Source organism: Nonomuraea sp. NPDC049480 (assembly GCF_044465905.1).
In the GTDB taxonomy this organism is placed as follows: Bacteria; Actinomycetota; Actinomycetes; order Streptosporangiales; family Streptosporangiaceae; genus Nonomuraea.
The window spans coordinates 90,905-109,091 of the sequence record NZ_JBITMD010000030.1 but is presented as its reverse complement, the minus strand read 5'-3'; the positions used below and the strand labels follow the sequence as shown (position 1 = coordinate 109,091).

The 18,187-nt window shown below is 69.1% G+C and carries 17 protein-coding genes and 1 pseudogene; 14 read left to right on the top strand and 4 right to left on the bottom strand.

Features of this window, described 5'->3' with window-relative positions; translation table 11 throughout:
- Positions 1-171 precede the first annotated feature (171 nt).
- The 6 genes from ACIBX3_RS51050 (at position 172) to ACIBX3_RS51025 (ending at position 5,437) form a co-directional block, all read left to right on the top strand.
- Complete coding sequence (locus ACIBX3_RS51050; protein ID WP_397128009.1) at positions 172-990, top strand: universal stress protein; 819 nt, start codon at positions 172-174, stop codon at positions 988-990.
- Positions 987-1,907, top strand: coding sequence for an RNA polymerase sigma factor RpoD/SigA (locus ACIBX3_RS51045; RefSeq protein WP_397128008.1), 921 nt, complete (start codon positions 987-989; stop codon positions 1,905-1,907). Before ACIBX3_RS51050 ends, ACIBX3_RS51045 begins: the two co-directional genes overlap by 4 nt.
- Before the next feature lie 94 nt (positions 1,908-2,001).
- The gene (locus ACIBX3_RS51040; RefSeq protein WP_397128007.1) at positions 2,002-2,400 is read left to right on the top strand and encodes a nitroreductase/quinone reductase family protein; all 399 of its coding nucleotides are present in this window, start codon (positions 2,002-2,004) and stop codon (positions 2,398-2,400) included.
- Between the two features lie 92 nt (positions 2,401-2,492).
- Entirely contained in the window at positions 2,493-3,395 is a 903-nt protein-coding gene (locus ACIBX3_RS51035; RefSeq protein ID WP_397128006.1) for an ABC transporter ATP-binding protein, read from the top strand.
- Positions 3,392-4,945 carry an ABC transporter permease gene (locus ACIBX3_RS51030; RefSeq protein ID WP_397128005.1) on the top strand — a complete coding sequence of 518 codons (1,554 nt, stop codon included), beginning with the start codon at positions 3,392-3,394 and terminating at the stop codon, positions 4,943-4,945. The genes ACIBX3_RS51035 and ACIBX3_RS51030 overlap by 4 nt, the downstream gene beginning before the upstream one ends.
- Positions 4,946-5,017: 72 nt before the next feature.
- On the top strand, positions 5,018-5,437 hold the full coding sequence (locus ACIBX3_RS51025) for a pyridoxamine 5'-phosphate oxidase family protein (protein ID WP_397128004.1): 420 nt from the start codon (positions 5,018-5,020) through the stop codon (positions 5,435-5,437).
- 13 nt (positions 5,438-5,450) lie between these two features.
- On the opposite strand, the gene ACIBX3_RS51020 is transcribed toward ACIBX3_RS51025, so the two are convergent.
- Together ACIBX3_RS51020 and ACIBX3_RS51015 are read right to left on the bottom strand one after the other, a co-directional pair.
- On the bottom strand, positions 5,451-5,798 hold the full coding sequence (locus ACIBX3_RS51020) for a BON domain-containing protein (RefSeq protein WP_397128003.1): 348 nt from the start codon (positions 5,796-5,798) through the stop codon (positions 5,451-5,453).
- A 248-nt stretch (positions 5,799-6,046) separates the two neighbouring features.
- Positions 6,047-6,094 (bottom strand): annotated as a pseudogene (locus ACIBX3_RS51015) (hypothetical protein); the annotation flags it as partial.
- 264 nt (positions 6,095-6,358) lie between these two features.
- On the opposite strand from ACIBX3_RS51015, the gene ACIBX3_RS51010 reads away from it, so the two are divergent.
- The 7 genes from ACIBX3_RS51010 to ACIBX3_RS50980 all read left to right on the top strand — a co-directional run bounded on the left by ACIBX3_RS51010 (position 6,359) and on the right by ACIBX3_RS50980 (position 15,276).
- A complete protein-coding gene (locus ACIBX3_RS51010) occupies positions 6,359-8,029 on the top strand; it encodes a GAF domain-containing sensor histidine kinase (protein ID WP_397128002.1) in 1,671 nt (556 codons plus the stop codon).
- Between the two features lie 105 nt (positions 8,030-8,134).
- A complete protein-coding gene (locus tag ACIBX3_RS51005; protein WP_397128001.1) occupies positions 8,135-10,432 on the top strand; it encodes a phosphoketolase in 2,298 nt (765 codons plus the stop codon).
- A 54-nt stretch (positions 10,433-10,486) separates the two neighbouring features.
- Positions 10,487-10,759: a WS/DGAT domain-containing protein gene (locus ACIBX3_RS51000; protein WP_397128000.1), complete on the top strand. Its 273-nt coding sequence runs from the start codon at positions 10,487-10,489 to the stop codon at positions 10,757-10,759.
- A 152-nt stretch (positions 10,760-10,911) separates the two neighbouring features.
- Positions 10,912-12,261, top strand: coding sequence for an amino acid permease (locus tag ACIBX3_RS50995; protein ID WP_397127999.1), 1,350 nt, complete (start codon positions 10,912-10,914; stop codon positions 12,259-12,261).
- Complete coding sequence (locus ACIBX3_RS50990; RefSeq protein ID WP_397127998.1) at positions 12,258-13,433, top strand: arginine deiminase; 1,176 nt, start codon at positions 12,258-12,260, stop codon at positions 13,431-13,433. Before ACIBX3_RS50995 ends, ACIBX3_RS50990 begins: the two co-directional genes overlap by 4 nt.
- Positions 13,430-14,359 (top strand): ornithine carbamoyltransferase, encoded by a 930-nt coding sequence (argF, locus tag ACIBX3_RS50985; RefSeq protein ID WP_397127997.1) that lies wholly within the window; start codon positions 13,430-13,432, stop codon positions 14,357-14,359. The genes ACIBX3_RS50990 and argF overlap by 4 nt, the downstream gene beginning before the upstream one ends.
- The gene (locus ACIBX3_RS50980; protein WP_397127996.1) at positions 14,356-15,276 is read left to right on the top strand and encodes a carbamate kinase; all 921 of its coding nucleotides are present in this window, start codon (positions 14,356-14,358) and stop codon (positions 15,274-15,276) included. The genes argF and ACIBX3_RS50980 overlap by 4 nt, the downstream gene beginning before the upstream one ends.
- A 17-nt stretch (positions 15,277-15,293) precedes the next feature.
- Here ACIBX3_RS50980 and ACIBX3_RS50975 read toward each other — a convergent pair whose 3' ends face one another.
- Together ACIBX3_RS50975 and ACIBX3_RS50970 are read right to left on the bottom strand one after the other, a co-directional pair.
- On the bottom strand, positions 15,294-15,983 hold the full coding sequence (locus ACIBX3_RS50975; RefSeq protein WP_397127995.1) for a hypothetical protein: 690 nt from the start codon (positions 15,981-15,983) through the stop codon (positions 15,294-15,296).
- A gap of 297 nt (positions 15,984-16,280) precedes the next feature.
- Positions 16,281-17,129 (bottom strand): Acg family FMN-binding oxidoreductase, encoded by an 849-nt coding sequence (locus ACIBX3_RS50970; RefSeq protein WP_397127994.1) that lies wholly within the window; start codon positions 17,127-17,129, stop codon positions 16,281-16,283.
- 511 nt (positions 17,130-17,640) lie between these two features.
- Here ACIBX3_RS50970 and ACIBX3_RS50965 point away from each other — a divergent pair.
- Complete coding sequence (locus tag ACIBX3_RS50965) at positions 17,641-18,165, top strand: DoxX family membrane protein (protein WP_397127993.1); 525 nt, start codon at positions 17,641-17,643, stop codon at positions 18,163-18,165.
- The last annotated feature ends 22 nt before the right edge of the window (positions 18,166-18,187 follow it).

Here is an 18,187-nt window from a genome sequence, read left to right as displayed (position 1 = left end):
CCCGCCTTTGACCGTGCCGGGGCAGCTGGACTTCCGCGTGCACGTGCCCCGTAAGGAAAGGCGCTTCGGCCTTGGGGTGACTTGGGTCGAAAGTCCCTTCTCACAGAGGTCTTTAGGCGCTGGGGCCCGAGGCCATTCCAGCGTGTCCTGGAGGGGACACAGGGAGGAAGCATGATTCTCGTCGGAGTGGACGGCTCTCGGTCCGGGCTGGAGGCCGTCGGGTGGGCCGCGCGAGAGGCGGCCTTGCGCGATGTGCCGCTGGTGTTGGGGCATGCCATGCCGCGGTGGGCGTACGAGACTGAGACCGGCCGGTACGCCGAGGTGGCGGCGTGGATGCGCGAAGGCGGCAGGAGTGTGCTGGCGGCCGGGGAGGATCGGGCGCGCAGGGAGCAACCGAAGATCACCGTGGAGACCGCATTCCTGCCCGACGATCCGCGGACCGCGCTGATCACCGCGGCGGCGGAGGCGGAGCTGCTGGTCGTCGGCAGCCACGGGATCGGGGGCTTCCGGGGGATGCTCGTCGGATCCGTCGCCTACGGCGTGGCCGGGCACGCTCCTTGCGACGTCGTGGTGGTCCGCGAGCTGCCCTCGCTCCCACGAGACGAGATCGTCGTCGGGATCGACGGCTCGCCGGCATCGGCCCGGGTGCTGGAATTCGCCTTGGCGGAGGCGCGACTGCGGGGAGCGCGGTTGCGTGCCGTCCAGGCCACGGCATATCCGCATCCGAGCCACTTCGCGCCTGCGGGTCCTGAGGAGTCGCCCGCGCTGAAGCAGATGCTCGGCGAGCAGTATCCGGATGTCGCCGTCGTGGAGGAGACAGTGCACGGCCATCCCGTTGACGTGCTCCGTCAGGCCGCGAGCGGTGCCGACCTGCTGGTGGTGGGTTCGCACGGGTACAGCACGTTCGCCGGGATGGTCTTGGGCTCGGTCAGTCAGGAGCTGCTCCACCAGTCCCCATGCCCGCTGGCCGTGGTCAGGAGCGCCCGGTGAGCATCGACGCGCATGCGGAGGCGGCTCCGCATGATCAGTTGAGCGACTACCTGGCGCGGATCAGCGGCACACCCTTGCTGACCGCCGCTCAAGAGGTGGAGCTCGCCAAGCGGATGGAGGCCGGTGCCTACGCCGCCCATCTGATCGGGCAAGGGGCGGCGGAGCCCGGACTGGAAGCGGTGGTCGCCGACGGTCGAACCGCCAGGCAGCACATGATCGAGGCAAACCTGCGCCTGGTCGTGTCGATCGCCAAGCGTTACGCCCACCGCGGGCTCTCGCTCGCCGACGTGATCCAGGACGGCAACCTGGGCTTGATCGAGGCCGTTGAGCGCTTCGACCACACCCGGGGCAACCGGTTCTCTACGGTCGCCACCTGGTGGATCCGCAAGGCCATCCAGCGAGGCCTGGAGTACGCGCACACGGTCCGGCTTCCGATCGGCGTCCAGGACCGGCTTGCCAAGATCGCCCGGGCGGAGACAGCGGCCACGCACCGGCTCGGACGCCGCCCGACGGAACGTGAGCTGGCCGAGGAGTCGGGACTGGCGCCGGCCGCAGTCCGGGCCCTGCGCCGGCTGCCGCAGCGATGCGCGAGCCTCGACGTGATCGTGGGAGAGGGACGGCACCAGACGACGCTGGGCGAGCTGGTGGAGGACGTAGAGATCTTGTCCGCCGAGCAACTCGTCGAACGGAAGGCGCTGAAGGACCTGCTCGCCTCACTCGTCGCCGGGCTGGCGCCGCGTCAGGCGTTGATCATGGAGTTGCGGTTCGGGCTGGACGGGCACGGTGGGCACACGCCCCGGCAGATCGCCGACAAGTTGGGTCTGACGCCGTTTTGGGTGCGCCAGCTGGAGAAGGAATCGATGGCTCACATGCGTGGGCGCGGCCGCAGGCAGGGGTTGCGGGCGTGGGCGAGCTGACCCGCGATTTCGTGGAAGTGGACTCGTGAAACGATCAGGACGCTGGCACCGCTGGCTCTATCGCGGTGGGCGGCCGAATCGTGTGGCCCGTGCCATGAACCGGGCCTGGGCCACGCTGCACTCGTCCGGGCTCGTGAAGTGCCTGGTGACGCTGGAGGTCGTCGGGCGGCGGACCGGCCGGGTCATCTCCTTGCCCCTGGTGGTCGTCGACTACCAAGGGGAGCGCTACCTGGTGGCGATGCTGGGGCAGAACGCGAGCTGGGTGCTCAATGTTCGCGCGGCGCAGGGGCAAGCGGTGCTGCGGCACGGCCGACGCGAAATCGTGCGCCTGGAAGAGGTCGAGCCCGCGCTGCGGGTGCCCATCGTGCGACGCTACCTGGCCTTGGCGCCGGGTGCCCGTCCGCACATCCCGGTGGACCGGCGCGCGCCGTTGCCGGACTTCGAGCGGATCGCGCCCCACGTCCCCGTCTTCCGCATCACGGCGCCCTCATAGAGGGCGAAGGTCCCGACACCTGACGCCCTACGACCCTGCCCCTCTCCGGCTGCCAGGCAAGACGCTGAAGGCCCGAGGGGGAGGAGCTTGAGATGTCCGCAGTGGTCGTAGCGGGACTGCGCAAGCAGTACGGGACGGTCAAGGCCGTCGACGGAGTAAGTTTCACCGTCGAGCGGGGCGAGGTGTTCGCGCTGCTCGGCCCAAACGGGGCGGGCAAGACCACGACCGTGGAGATCCTGGAAGGGCATAGGCGCCGCGACGGGGGAGAGGTGTCTGTGCTCGGCTTCGATCCGGCCACCGGCGGCCGGGCCTACCGCGAGCGTATCGGAATGGTGCTGCAGGAGGCCGGGTTCGAGGAGGAGTTCTCCGTCTTCGAGCTGGTCCACCTCTACGCCGGCTTCTACCCCCGGCCTCGGGACCCGGACGAGGTCATCGAGCAAGTTGGGCTGAAGGACAAGCGTGACGCCCGGGTACGGACGTTATCCGGGGGTCAGCGGCGCCGCCTGGACTTGGCGCTCGGCCTGGTCGGCGGGCCGGAGCTGCTGTTCCTGGACGAGCCCACCACCGGCTTCGACCCCTCGGCCCGGCACCATGCCTGGGAGCTGATCGACGGGCTGCGCTCGTCCGGCACCACGATCCTGCTCACCACCCACTACATGGACGAGGCCCAGCACCTGGCAGACCGGGTGGCGGTGTTGCGCGCGGGCCGCCTGGTGGCCGTCGGCGCGCCGGACACCCTTATCGCGGCCGAGCGCACCAGCGTGCTGTCCTTCCGGCTGCCCGAGGGGACGGTTTTCGCCGATCTGCCGCTCCTGACCGGTCACGTCGAAGCGCGCGGCGCGGCGGTGTCGGTCCAAACCGCCCAGCCCGCCCGTGACATGCATGTCTTGACCGGCTGGGCGCTGGAGCGCGGCGCCGAGTTGACCTCCCTGTCGCTGGCCCGGCCGTCGCTGGAGGACGTCTATCTCGATCTGGTGAACGAGGCGACATCATGATCAGCAGCCTGGTCTGGCACGAGACCCGATCCTTCTTCCGCACGCCGATCGCGGCCGGCTTCACCGTCGCGATGCCTCTGCTGATGGCGGTGATCGTGGGTGCGGCGGTGGGTAACCAGGTCGTCGAGCCCCGCACGGGCGTGCGGGTGATGCAGTTCGTCATCCCGGTCATGGCCGTGTTCGGCGTGGCGCAGGGGTGTTTCGGCGCGCTGGCCATTCACCTGGCCGACCTTCGCGACCGCAGCTGGCTGAAGCGGTTGCGCGGTACGCCGGTGCCCGCCTGGGCGGTGCTGGCCGGGCTGGTGGGCGCGTCGCTGATGATCGCGGCGGCGACGGTCGCCGTGCTGCTGGCGGTGGGTGTGGTCTTCTACGATCTGCAGATGGTGTGGCGGACGCTGCCCGCGCTGCTGGTCACTTTGCTGCTGGGAGCGTTCTGCTTCACCGCGCTCGGCTTCGCCGTGGTCGCGCTGGTGCGCAGCGCGGCGGCGGTGCAGTTGATCGGCATCGGGCTGCTGCTGGCACTGGCGTTCATCTCCGACATCATCCTGATCGGCGCCCGGCTGCCCACCTGGCTGGACATGGTGGGCTGGATCTTCCCGCTGCGGCACCTCGGCAACGCCGTCCGCGACGACCTCAACCCGTTCCTGACCGGGACCGGCTTCTACGGCGATCATCTGGCGGTGCTGGCGGCCTGGGGGATCGGCGGTGCCGCCGTCGCCGTGTGGCGCTTCCGCTGGGAACGACCCCAGGCCCGGACGACAACAGCCCGGACGGCCCGCAAACGACTTCCGCGACGGCAAGGTCGTCCGGCGCCGTGGCGGCTGCTGGCCGGTCAGGCGGGGCACGCGGTGATCCGGCTACGCCGTGACCTGTCCACGGCGTTCTTCACGGTGATCCTGCCGGTGCTGCTCCTCGCACTCATCTCGCTGATCTTCGGCGAGGCCCGGGTCTCGGGTGTCCGGCTGCCGGTGTTCATGCTCGCCGCGATGATCACATACACGGTGGGCGTCGCGTCCTACGTCAACATCGCCGAAGCCGTCGCCGGCGACCGCGAGCGCGGCGTACTCAAGCGGCTGACCGGCACGCCGATCCCGCGCTGGGCCTACCACGCGGGCCATCTCACCACTGCGCTCCTGGTCATCTTGGCCACCACCACCGTATTGGTGCTGGTGGCCGCGCTCGGCTACGACGTCACGATCGAACCGGCCATGATCCCCGGGATACTCGCCGCGATCGTGCTCGGGAGCGCGTGCTTCGCCGTCTTCGGTGCTCTCGTGGTGGCGTTCGTGACCAAGCAGCAGACCGCAAACGCGATCACACTGGGCACCTTCCTGCCGCTGGCCTTCGTCTCCGACGTGTTCGTCATCGGCGGGGAACTGCCGGGTGCGCTGCGCGCGATCGGCGACGTCTTCCCGCTCAAGCACGTCTCCCACGCGCTCCTGGCCGTACTGGACCCGGCGGGACGGCCGTGGCCCTTGATGGATCTCGCCGTGGTCGCGGCCTGGACGCTGGCCGGCGTCGCGGTTCTCGCCCTCAAAAAGGGACGTTAGACCCTATTTTTCGGTGCCGTTCCTGCAGCAGGCTAATACGGTGATGTACAGCACGGCAGGCGGTCTGGTGGCATGAACGGCCGAAAGCTCAAAGAACTGTCCGCAGCGGACTCTCTGCGACGGTTGGCCAGCGTGCCGCTCGGACGCGTCGTGTTCACCCGGCACGCGCTCCCGGCCGTACGACCGGTGAACCACATCGTCTCTGACGGGCAGATCGTCATCCGCTCCAGCACGGGGACCATCCTGAGTGCCGGACTGGCGGCGTTCGAGGCCGTGGTGGCCTTCGAAGTGGACGAGCTGGACGTCGAGGAACGCCTCGGCTGGAGCGTGGTCGTCACCGGCGTCGCCCAGCTCGTGAAGGACCCTGAGGAGGCGGCTCATTTCAAGTCCATTCTCCAGCCATGGGTGGCGGGGGAGATGGAACAGGTGATCCGCATCCGCCCCGAGATCATCACCGGCTTCGAGCTGGTTCCCGCCGCCGTCCCCGGATGATGCGGCGCCGGGGTCAGGGACGGTCCCACGTGAAAGGCAGCTCCAGGACGTCGTCCTTCCGCCAGCCGAGAGCCCCCTGGACGTCGATGACCCCGTCGAGGCGTTCGGCCGTGTGGACGGCGGCGGCCGCCTCGCTGCGCCGGTCCGTGTATCCGGACAGTGTGACGATGCCGTCGCGGACCTCGACGATGATCCCGTCGCGATCGTTCCACCTGGCATGCGGCGGAATCCCCTCGACGACGCGGCGCCTGATCTCGTCGTCGTCGCGCAGGTACATCCTGAGCAGGTCCCGCCGGCTGACGATGCCCTGCAGCCTGTCCTCGGCGTCGACGACCAGCCGTTTGACGCCGCTCTCGTCCATGACCCGGGCGCCCTGACAGTGGAGGCGGACGCGGAGATCGTCACCGCGGGCGCGGTCATCAAGTCCGCAGCGGTATGCCCCGCCGCCTTCCTCTCGCCTTCCTCGCCTTGCCCGGTGACGCGCCGGCGCAGCCGGGCGTGCAGCGGCGGCTGGTAGCTCTCGCCGCAGTACTGCTCGCGGAACTCCTCCTTGCGCATCAGGTCCCCCTCGGAGACGACGCCGATGACTCGGTCGTCCGCATCCACCACGGGTACGGCGCTGATTCCGTTCGCCACCAGCACCTCGGCCACGTCCATGAACGGTGCGTCCGCCTTGACTGAGGTCACCCGCGCGGTCATGACCGCTCTCACCGTGATCCGCATCATGGCCCTCCTTCCGGTTCTCTCTTCCATCACATCGCCATCTCGGGTGGATTCGTAGAGACGGAAGCCCTTGAGCACCCGGACTTTTGGAAGGCAGAAAGTCCCGGAAAAGGGCGCGCCTGCACTGGCGATGGAGGGTATGCGGTGTTCTGTCTCGGTGCGAGACTGATCGATATGGAGAGCGAGCACCGTCCGTTGATGCCGCAGATGCGGCTTGATGAGTTGCTGGCCGAGCTGCAGGTGCGGCTCAACGCTGTGATGGCCACCCGAGATCGGGTACACGCACTGCTTGAAGCCGTCGTGTCGGTGGGCAGCGACCTGGACCTGGAGACGGTGCTGCGCCGGATTGTGGAGACCGCGACCAAGCTGGTGGACGCCAGCTACGGCGCGCTGGGTGTGGTCGGGCAAGAGAACACGCTCATGCAATTCATCCCGGTCGGGTTGAGCGAGGAGGAGATCGCCCGTATCGAACACTGGCCGCACGGCCTGGGGCTGCTCGGGTTGCTGATCAAGGATGCCCGGCCGCTGCGGCTGGGCCGCATCTCCGACCACCCGGAGTCGTACGGCTTCCCGCCGGGCCACCCGCCGATGGGCACCTTCCTCGGCGTGCCGGTGCGGGTGCGCGACGAGGTATTCGGCAACCTCTACCTGACCGAGAAGCGCGGCGGCGGCGAGTTCGACGAGGAGGACGAGGCCATCGTCATCGCGCTGGCCACCGCGGCCGGCGTCGCCGTGGAGAACGCCCGCCTGTACGAGGAGTCGCGCCGGCGCGAGACCTGGCTGCAGGCCTCCTCCGAGGTCACCACCAGCCTGCTGTCCGGCGCCGAGCCCCGGCAGGTGCTGACCGTGGTGGCGGCACGCGCCCGCCAGATGAGTGACGCGGACCTGGTCCAGATGCTGCTGCCGGAGCCGTCAGGGCAGTCGCTGCGCGTGGAGGTCGCCGAGGGCGAGGGCGCCGGGGAACTGCTGGACGCCGCCTTCGAGGTGTCGGCCACGCTCGCGGGTGACGTGTTCGTCCAGGGGGAGCCGATGTCCGAGGCGGACATGCAAAGTGCTCCCTACCCGGACTCGCCGCTGCGAGGGCTGGGCTACGGGCCGGGGTTGATGGTGCCGTTGGGAGCCGTGCCGAACGTGCGCGGGGTGCTCGTACTGGCCAAGCGGAGCGGGCGGCTGCCGTTCAGCGGGGCGGACCAGCAGATGCTGCACGCGTTCGCCGGTCAGGCGGCGATCGCGCTGGAGCTGGCCGACGCGCGCCGGGACGCCGAGCGGCTCGGCCTGCTGGAGGACCGGGATCGGATCGCCAAGGACCTGCACGACGTGGTCATCCAACGGTTGTTCGCCACCGCGATGACGTTGATGAGCACAATCCGGCTGGTGGAACGGCCGGAGGCGGCCAAACGGCTGCAACATGGGATCGATGAGCTGGATGAGACGATCCGGCAGATCCGCTCGTCCATCTTCGCCTTGCAAGGCTCTCGCGATCAGGGCGAGCCCAGCCTGCGAGGACAGATCGTGGACCTGGTGGAGGGTGCCGGCAGCCATCTGGGCTTCATGCCGGGCCTGCGGATGGAAGGTCAGATCGACACCCTGGTGCCCGAGTCCGTCGCCGAACACCTGCTGGCCGTGCTGCGCGAGGCCCTGTCCAACGTGGTGCGCCACTCCCACGCCACCCGCGCCGAAGTCTCCGTCGAGGTTTCCAGCGACGATCTCACCCTCAAGGTTTCGGACAACGGCGTCGGCCTGGGGGAGAGCGGGCGTCGCAGCGGCCTGCGCAACATCGAGGAACGGGCCGGCCGCTTGGGCGGCACCGCGGAGCTGGCGAGCCCTGAAGGGGAAGGCACACGGCTGCGCTGGCACGTTCCTCTGTAAGGTCCGGCATTCGGCGATTGGGACGACGAAGCAGAACCGTCTGGCCCACGAGAACGGGACCAAGGTCCCTAGGGCGCGGGGACGGATCCGGACATCATCGGCACCATGACGACTATGCAGCACATCGATGCCTACTGGCGTGCCGCGAACTACCTGTCCGTGGGGCAGATCTACCTGCTGGACAATCCGCTGCTGACCGAGCCGCTCCGGCCGGAGCATGTCAAGCCGCGCCTGCTCGGCCACTGGGGGACGACGCCCGGGCTGAACTTCTGCTTCGCCCACCTCAACCGGATCATCGCCGAACGCCACCAGGAAATGATCTACATTATCGGCCCCGGCCATGGCGGCCCCGCTGCGGTGGCGCACGCCTGGCTGGAGGGCTCCTATTCCGAGAAATACCCCGAGGTCTCGCAGGACGCTGCGGGCATGCGCAGGCTGTTCCGGCAGTTCTCCTTCCCCGGCGGCATCCCGAGCCACGTGGCGCCGGAGACCCCCGGTTCCATCCACGAAGGCGGTGAACTCGGTTATTCGCTCGCGCATGCCTTCGGCGCGGCCTTCGACAACCCCCGCCTGGTCGTAGCTTGCGTCGTCGGGGACGGCGAGGCGGAGACCGGACCGCTGGCCGCCAGCTGGCACTCCAACAAGTTCCTGGACCGCTGCCGCGACGGCGTGGTGCTACCGATCCTGCACCTGAACGGCTACAAGATCGCCAACCCGGCCGTGCTGGCTCGCATTCCCGAGGCAGAGCTGGTCAAGCTCATGGAGGGGTACGGCTACCGCCCCCACGTGGTCGGCCCCGACCACGAGCAGATGGCGCGGACGCTGGATGAGGTGTTCGACCAGATCGCCGCCTTCAAAGACGGCCGCACGACCAGACTTCCCATGATCATTCTCCGGACGCCGAAGGGATGGACCGGCCCCCGTGAAGTCGACGGCAAGCCGGTCGAAGGTACGTGGCGCGCTCACCAGGTGCCTCTGTCGGGCGTCCGCGACAACCCCGAGCACCTGGCGATGCTGGAGGAGTGGATGCGCTCCTACCGGCCGGAGGAGCTGTTCGACGCTGACGGCCGCCCGGTGCCCGCCCTGTCGCAGACGGTGCCGGAGGGGCCGCTGCGCATGAGCGCCAGCCCGCATGCCAACGGTGGCGAGCTGCTGCGCCCGCTGGCGCTGCCGGACTTCCGCGACTACGCGGTGGAAGTCAAGGCACCTGCGGAGCAATTCACTGAGCCCACCCGGGTGATGGGCGCCTTCCTGCGCGACGTGATCGCCGCCAATCCGAACGGCTTCCGGCTGATGGGCCCGGACGAGACCGCCTCCAACCGGCTGCAAGCCGTCTTCGAGACCACCGACAGGGCCTGGAACGCGGAGCTCCTGCCGACGGACGAGCACCTCGGCGCCGGTGGCCGGGTGATGGAGGTGCTGAGCGAGCACCTGTGCCAGGGCTGGCTGGAGGGCTATCTGCTGACCGGCCGGCACGGGCTGTTCAACTGCTACGAGGCGTTCATCCACATCATCGACGCCATGTTCAACCAGCACGCCAAGTGGCTGGAGTCGTCGCAGAAGATCCCGTGGCGGCGGCCGGTCGCCTCGCTCAACTACCTCCTGTCGTCGCACGTGTGGCGGCAGGACCACAACGGCTTCAGCCACCAGGACCCTGGCTTCCTCGACATCGTGGCCAATAAGAAGGCGTCCGTGGTGCGGGTCTATCTGCCGCCGGACGCCAACACGCTGCTGTCAGTCACCGACCACTGCCTGCGCTCCCGGGACTACGTCAACGTGATCGTGGCCGGCAAGCAGCCGGTGCTGGACCTGTTCACGATGGAGGAGGCCGTCGCGCACAACACGCGCGGGCTCGGCATCCTGCCGTGGGCCTCCACCGACGAGGGCGCCGAGCCGGACGTGGTGCTGGCCTGCGCCGGTGACGTCCCAACGCTGGAGACGCTGGCCGCGGCCGGCATCCTGCGCGAGCATCTGCCCGAGCTGAAGGTGCGGGTCATCAACGTCGTGGACCTGATGCGGCTGCAGCCGCCGTCGGAGCACCCGCATGGCATGCCGGACGCCGAGTTCGACACCCTGTTCACCACCGACAGACCGATCATCTTCAACTTCCACGGTTACCCCTGGCTGATCCACCGCCTCACCTACCGTCGGCGCAGCCACGCCAACCTGCACGTGCGCGGTTACAAGGAGGAGGGCACGACCACGACGCCGTTCGACATGGCCATGCTCAACGACATCGACCGCTACCACCTGGTCATGGACGTCATCGACCGCGTGCCCGGCCTCGGCTCCAAGGCGGCGCACCTGCGGCAGCGGATGAGCGACACCCGCCTACGCGCCCGCGCGTACACCCGCGAGCACGGCGAGGACGCACCCGAGATCAGCAACTGGACCTGGTCGTGATCGAACTCGCCTGCGTCCCAACTGCTCGCCAGGATCGGCGGGATTCTGGCCCGCGTGCACATTCTGGGCTGGCTGCTCAAGCACCAGCACCTGATTCATCCCGTCGTCACCAACATGCGAGGGCCCGAGGAGCCGTTGTTCTTCAACGGCGCCAGGGTGCGCACGATCATCCCGATCTCGCTCGTCCGGCGTAACGTGACCGTCGCCTTCAGCGTGCTGTCCTACGCGGGCAGCCTGGCCACGACCATCGTGGCTAACGCGAAGCGCGTACCTGACCTGCCGTGCCTCATCCACGCGCTACAGGAAGAATTCGCCGCGATGAGCTGACGCCTCGACATCGCGCCCTTTGAGGACCGTCCAGGGCACGATCGTGCCTACGGGATCGAGGACTAAGGTCCCGGCGCATCGGTGGCTTAAGCCTCGGTCCCCCAACCGCCGGGATTGATGTGCTGGTGGTGATCATACGAGAGGGGATCACCATGTCCGTCACCCCGTTACCGCGACGCCGCAAGCTGGGGCCGTGGATGGCGACCGCGCTGGTCGTCGGCAACATGATCGGCTCAGGGGTGTTCCTGCTGCCCGCTTCGCTGGCCGCCTTCGGCAGCGCGAGCCTGCTCGCCTGGGCGCTCACCGCGACCGGCGCGCTGCTGCTGGCGCTGGTCTTCGCCCGGCTGGGCCGCGCCTACCCCAAGACCGGCGGCCCGTACGCCTACGCCCGCCGGGCCTTCGGTGACTTCATCGGCTTCCAGACCGCGTGGGGCTACTGGATCGCGGTGTGGGTGGGCAACGCCGCCATCGCGGTGGCGTTCGTCAGCTACCTCGGCTACTTCTGGCCCGTGCTCGCCGACACCGCCCTGCTCGCCGCGGGCGTGGCCCTGGCGGCGATCTGGCTGCTGACCGCCGTCAACGTCAGAGGGGTACGCCTGGGCGGCTGGATCCAAGCCGTCACCACCGTCGCCAAACTGCTGCCGCTGGTCGGGCTGGCCGTGGCCGCGCCTTTCTTCATCGACGCCGCCGACTTCACCCCATTCAATCCGAGCGGCCAGAGCACGTTCGGGGCCGTCACGGCCGCCGCCGCGCTGACGCTGTGGGCGTTCATCGGCATCGAGTCGGCCACTGTGCCCGCCGAGGACGTCGACGATCCGGAGCGGACCATCCCGCGCGCGACCGTGATCGGCACGATCGTCACCGCGGTCGTCTACATCTTGGGCACCGTCGCGGTGTTCACCGCCGTGCCCCGCGCGTTGCTGATCGAGTCGACGGCGCCGTTCGCAGACGCGGCCGCTTCGATGTTCGGCGGCTGGGCGGGCACCGCGGTCGCGATCGGCGCGATCATCAGCGCGTTCGGCGCGCTCAACGGCTGGATCCTGCTGCAGGGCCAGGTGCCGATGGCCGCCGCCCGCGACGGGCTGTTTCCGCGGGTGTTCGCCAAGACCTCGCGCTGGGGCACGCCGGCCGTGGGACTGGTCGTCTCCAGCGTCCTGGTCACCGGGCTGATGCTGCTGAACTACAACGCCGGCCTGGTCGAGCAGTTCAACTTCGTGATCCTGCTGGCCACGCTTACCACTTTGATCCCGTACGCGTACGCAGCGGCGGCGCAGCTCCTGCTGGCTCTCACCGACCGGGAGCGCTTCTCCGGCAGGCGGCTGACGGTTGACGGCGCGATCGCCGTCGTGGCATTCGGCTATGCGCTGTGGACCATCGCCGGGTCGGGCTACGAGGTGGTCTACAAGGGCATGCTGCTGATGCTCGCCGGCATCCCGGTCTACGTGTGGCTGAAGTACCGCGACCGCGATGACACCGTCCGCATCGATAGGAAGGCGGCATGAGCGTGTTTCACGTGGACAGCGAGGTGGGCGCGCTGCGGCAGGTCATCCTGCACCGTCCCGGGCTGGAGCTGATGCGGCTCACGCCGTCCAACTGCGATGAGCTGCTCTTCGACGACGTGTTGTGGGTCAAGCGGGCCCGCCAGGAGCATGACGCCTTCGCCGACACGCTGCGCGAGCGTGGTGTGACCGTCCACTTGTTCGACGAGCTGCTGGCCGAGACGCTCAAGCTGGATGAGGCCCGGGCGTGGGTGCTGGACCGGGTGGTCACCGAGCCCGCCTTCGGCCCCGCGCTCGCGCCGCCGCTGCGTCAGGCGCTGGAGGCGATGCCGGTGGACGTCCTGACCCGCCATCTCATCGGCGGGCTGACCAAGCGCGAGCTCGGCTTGGCAGCGGACAGTCTGCGTCTGGCCGGGCTCGGCGAGGACGGCTTCATCCTGCCGCCGCTGCCCAACCACCTGTTCACCCGCGACGCCTCGGCATGGATCTACGGCGGGGTGTCCCTGCATCCGATGGCCAAACCGGCCCGCCGTCGCGAGACCACGCACGTGGCGGCCATGTACGCTTTCCTCCCGATGTTCGCCGGGCGGGCGCCGGTGTGGTTCCCGGCGGAGGCCGAGCAGCCGGCCAGCATCGAGGGTGGCGACATCCACGTCGTTGGCGACGGCGCGGTGCTGGTGGGGATGAGCGAGCGCACCACGCCGCAGGCGATCGAGCTGCTGGCCCGCCGCCTGTTCGAGGCCGGGGCCGCCGAGCGCGTCGTCGTCGCCGCCTTGCCGAAGAAGCGGGCCTTCATGCACCTGGACACTGTCATGACCATGGTCGATCGCGGCGTCTTCGTCGTCTATCCCGAGCTGCCGCCGCTGCGCTCGTTCACTCTCACCCCCGGCCTGTGCGTGCGCGAGAACGACAACCTGTTCACGGCCCTGCGCGCGTCCCGCGTGCTGCGCGCGGAGCAGGACGTGTGGGCAGCCGAGCGCGAGCAGTGGGACGACGGCACCAACGTGCTGGCCATCGCCCCCGGCGTGGTCGTCGCCTACGAACGCAATGTCACCACCAACACCATGCTGCGCAAGCACGGGATCGAGGTCATCACCATCGCCGGCGCCGAACTCGGCCGCGGTCGCGGCGGCCCGCGCTGCATGAGCTGCCCCATCGAAAGGAGCGCGTTGTGAAAGACCTGCTGCGCATCGCCGACCTGTCCCCGGACGACCTCGTCCACCTGCTCGACCGCGCCGGCCACTTCCAGCGGCATCCCGCTGACTCCCGAGAGCTGCTGCGCGGTCGGACCGTCTTGCTGTACTTCGCCAAGCCGTCCACACGCACCCGCCTGTCCGCTGAGACCGCGGTGGTGCGCCTCGGCGGGACGCCGCTCACCGTCGGCCCTGCCGAGCTGCAGCTCGGCCGCGGCGAGACCATCGCCGACACCGCTCACGTCGTCAGCTCGTACACGGCGGCCGTGGTCATCCGCACCTTCGACGATGAGGAGGTGAGGAGTTTCGCCGGCGCGGCACACGTCCCGGTGATCAACGCACTCACCGACGATCACCACCCGCTGCAGGCGCTTGCCGACCTGATGACGCTGCGCGAGGTGGTCGGTGACCTGCGTGGACGGAAAATCGCTTACATCGGCGCGGCGACCAACGTCACGCACAGTCTCATGGAGGCCGCCGCTATGGCCGGGCTCTCGATGGCCGTAGCCACCCCCGCCGGGTACGCGCCAGATCCGGCCGTCGAAGCCATGGCCAGGAAGCTCTCCACCGGCGGAGAACTGCTGCTCACCGACGACCCCCGTAAGGCGGTCGAGGGAGCGGACGCCGTCTACACCGACGTGTGGCTGTCCATGGGTGACCCGCCTGAGGAGAAGACCGCGCGCGTCGCCGCGCTGAGTCCCTACCTGGTCACCGCCGGCCTGATGGCCGCGGCTCGCCCCGGCGCGATCTTCCTGCACTGCCTGCCCGCCCACCGCGGCGAAGAGGTGACTGCCGAGGTGATCGACGGACCGGCGTCCCAGGTGTTCCGCCAGGCCGCCAACCGGCTGCCCACGGTGCAGGCCGTGCTCGAGGCATTGCTCAACCGCGACCTGAAGGGAGCACGGTGAGGATCGTCATCGCGATCGGCGGCAATGCGCTGCTGCATCATGGCGAGCGGGCAGACGCCACGACGCAGCTGCGCAACGTCGCCTCCGCCGCCGAGCAACTGGCGTGCGTCGCCGCACGTCACCAGCTCCTCATTGTGCACGGCAACGGTCCCCAGGTGGGGCTGCTGGCCGAGGAGAGCGAGCGCGATCCCACCCTGGAACGTGGCTACCCCTTGGACACGCTGGTGGCCGAGACGCAGGGCATGATCGGTTACTGGCTGGCGCAGAGCATCGGCCGCCGCCTGCCGGACACGCCGGTCGGCGCGCTGATCACCCAGGTCGTCGTGTCTGCTGCGGACCCCGCATTCGACCGGCCTGACAAACCCATCGGGCCCTACTACCCGATGGAGGAGGCGGAGCGGCTGGCTGGCGAACGGGGCTGGGAGTTCACCAAGGAAGAGCCCGGCATGCGACGCGTCGTCCCGTCACCGCGTCCGATCCGGGTCATCGAGCTGCCTATCATCGGACGCCTGCTGGACGACGGGTGCGTGGTGATCGCCGGCGGGGGAGGCGGAGCGCCGGTCACGGGCGACCGGACGGGAGTGGAGGGGGTGGTGGACAAGGACCTGGTCGCCGCGCTGCTCGCCGAGCAGGTCGAGGCCGACCTGCTGGTCATCCTGACCGACGTGCCGTACGTGTACGCCCATTACGGCACCCCGCGTGAGCGCCCGCTCGTGCTGGCCTCCCCGGAGGAGTTGGAGGCCATGTCGTTCGCGGCGGGTTCCATGCGGCCGAAGATCGACGCCGTCTGCGCATTCGCCCGGGCCACCGGACGACCGGCGACCATCGGCGCCCTGAACGAGCTCGCGGCCGTGATCACCGGCGCACGCGGCACCCACATCCGGGAAGGGGGAGAGCTCGGGCGGAGGCAACGGTGAAGGACAGGCCGTTCCTCTCATCGATTTTCTTGGGCGGCCCTGGTCTTGAGGTTCTTGAGCATCTTCCGCTCCAGCAGGAAGTGTCCGGGAACGAAGAACAGCGACCAGATGAGCATGAAGACGTTGCGTGACTTCGGCAGCCGCCATCGAGTGATCAGGCGGGTGCCGCCCGGCCCTACCGGTGTCAGCATGAGGCACCAGGTCATCGCCGTGGCGATGTCTCCGGCGACGAGCAACGCGTTTGGTTCAATGCGCCGTACCGGGGGTCCCATGCCGGGGATCATCGGGATCCGGTCGTCGACCTGGAGGTTCTGCAGTTCGGGGATGATCCGGTCCGCGCTCGGCTTGCCGTCGTTGTCCAGCCAGTCGTAGCTGTACCATCCCGCGCGGCCCCAGCCGATCTGTACGAGCCAGGGCCACACCTGGCGGGGTGCGGCCTCGATCGTGATCGCCCTGGTGACGGCGGTGCTGTCGGAGACCAACTCGTCACCCGGCATGACGGCGGCCACTTCTGCCTCCGTGGCGCCCCATCGGCGCGCCCACGGCTCGAAGACGACCCCGTACAGCAGGAGGATCATCGCGGCAATCGCAAGCCCCGCCGCCAGCCCGGCCCAGAGACCAAGCCAGATCATGAGGGCTGCCAGGATCGCCGCGCAGATGATCGCGATCCCCCCGACGATGCCCAGAATCATCCATTTGGTGCGCATATTCCATACCTCCCGAGTCCAGCGGATCCGTGGCTCTGTCCCCACGATCGGCCTCTGGGCACGGGACGGGCAGAGTCGCACGGCTGACGTCGCAGAGCCATTGGTCCCTTGCCGGGATGAGGTGATTCGGCTGGCGGCACAGTCGCGTGGGTACCGGTTGGCCTTGGTGTACGTCGGCCCGATCGACCGGCCGCGTCCGGAGTCTTACGAGGCAGGCAACCAGGCAGAAGACCGCCGTTCCATTGCGGCGGGAGCCTGTCGGTGCAGGGAGGCGTCCCTGTGCGCGGGAGCCGCTGGTCAGGCTTGCTGGACCAACAGGTCGGTCACGGGGCGGCGCGGGGCACGGGGCACGACGGGGCCGTAGCCGAGCCGCATGATCATTTGCGGATGGCCGCGGCGATGGTGCGGGTCGCTGCGGCGCCGCATGTCGCGCAGGTCGAGCGGCTGGTTGAGGAACGACGCCGAAACCGCGTGCTTAGCCGCCACCAGCAGGACGCGCTGTAGGGCCTGCCCGGCGCGCAGCCAGTCCATCGGCTCGTCCCCGGCGGTGGTGAGCACGGCGAGCTGAGGCCGTGGCTCGAAACGCGCGCTGCCCGCACGACGGCCGAAGTCCCGGATCGGATCCACATCGCCGGTGGCGAACGGTCCCTGGACGTGAGCGGGCACGCCCTGGCCGGTGGTCCAGGCCGCCAGCTCGGCCAGGCACTCGTTGTCGCGGGCCAGCTCATCCTGGGCGATGGCGGCGTAGTCGAGCATGTCGGCGGCGCTGCGCCGGTCCAGGAAGAGCAGTCGGGCGCGCTCCAGCGAGGCGGCGGTGCGCATACCGGCCAGCACCGGCGCTGGGATGAGACGATCGCCGAAGGGCTGCCTATTGGTGCGCCGGCATGGGATGAGCTCATACAGCTCCCGCAGCTCGGCCGACGACTGCCCCCACGCGTCGAACCGGACGGTCGCCAACAGGTCCGGCGCCTTCTCGGGTTCGGGCAGCAAACGCGCGACCGGCATACGCCCGGCCACGCGGGCCGCGATGCGCAGGTTGAACAGCGCGGCTCCGCAGCTGACGTGCAGAGATCGCCCACGCGGGTCGCTTACACGCAGCCAGCGGTCCCAGTCGGCCAGCAGCTCGATCACATCGTCGCCGCGCACCTGGAAATGCCACGGCTGGGTGTTGGTTGAGCACCGAAGGCGCTTCCCCAGCCGCCACGAGCAGCCGCCTGACCCCGAGGTCGATGGTGTGTGCAGTAGTCATGACGCACCTCCCAGAGCCGAGACTGGCCCGCGAGGTCCCGCCCCGTGAGGGGCGGAGGTCCCGCCGAAGGTCCCGTACCGGGCGAAGAAGGCCGAAGCCGCCGCGGCCGGGGCCTCCGCCTCGTCCTAACCCAATGGCGGCGGCGCGCCGATGGGGATGGCGCGAGGGAACCGCCTCATGGAGTTGCAGGGGCGGGCAGCGCCGAAGGACGGTGACGCACTAGGCATCAGTCATCTCGGGTCGCCGATGGACCGCTCGTGATGGGGAGCCCCGCTTGACCGGATCGCCCGACTACAAGGGGACGAAGGTCCTTGCGCTGTGGGCCGTACGGCACTGCTCCGGGAAGGTCGCAGACGGTGTGCTTGGGGTGTGACAAGGACGACGAATCAGCACCGAAAGGGGGCCATCATGGCCGCCACCGTCACCGCGCCCGTCATCGAGACGGGCACCACCGCCGCGCGGCGCCCGGTCGACTACGTCTGGGCGATCGCCCGGATCTCGATCGGCTGGGTCTTCCTGTGGGCGTTCCTGGACAAGACCTTCGGCTGGGGCTTCGCCACCCCGGCCAACCGCGCCTGGCTCGAAGGCGGCAGCCCGACGACCGGGTTCCTCAAGGGCACCGGCGAGAACGCGCTCGGCGGCTTCTTCAGCTCCCTGGCCGGGCAGCCGTGGGTGGACTGGCTGTTCATGGCCGGCCTGCTCGGCATCGGCCTGGCGCTCGTCCTGGGCGTCGGAACCCGGATCGCCGCCGTCACCGGCACACTGATGCTGGTCCTGATGTGGGCGGCCGAGCTGCCCCTGGCCAACAACCCGTTCATGGACGACCACATCATCTACTCGATCGTTCTCATCGGCCTCGCCCTCGCCAACGCGGGGACCACCCTCGGACTCGGCAACCTGCCGATCGTCCAGCGCAACCCCTACCTGAAGTAGTGCGAACGGTCACGCGCCCACC